General features: G+C 34.3%; 1 protein-coding gene. It reads left to right on the top strand.

Translation table 11 applies throughout. The features are described from left to right. Positions 1–201, top strand: a 201-nt coding sequence (locus AXE65_RS13160; RefSeq protein WP_079213993.1) for a Txe/YoeB family addiction module toxin, incomplete at both ends; no start/stop codon positions are given.

The following is a 201-nucleotide window of genomic DNA, read 5'->3' on the forward strand; positions in this document are numbered from 1 at the left end:
GGAAGATTACCTATTATGGCAAGAAGAAGACAAAACAAAGGCAAGACGGATTAACACATTAATTAAAGATATACAAAGAACCCCTTTTGAAGGTATAGGGAAGCCGGAAAAATTAAGGCACGATAAAAGTGGTTATTGGTCTAGAAGAATCGATAAAGAGCACAGGATTGTATATAAAGTGATTAACGATACATTGCATAT

This window comes from Ventosimonas gracilis, from assembly GCF_001580025.1.
Taxonomy (GTDB): domain Bacteria; phylum Pseudomonadota; class Gammaproteobacteria; order Pseudomonadales; family Pseudomonadaceae; genus Ventosimonas; species Ventosimonas gracilis.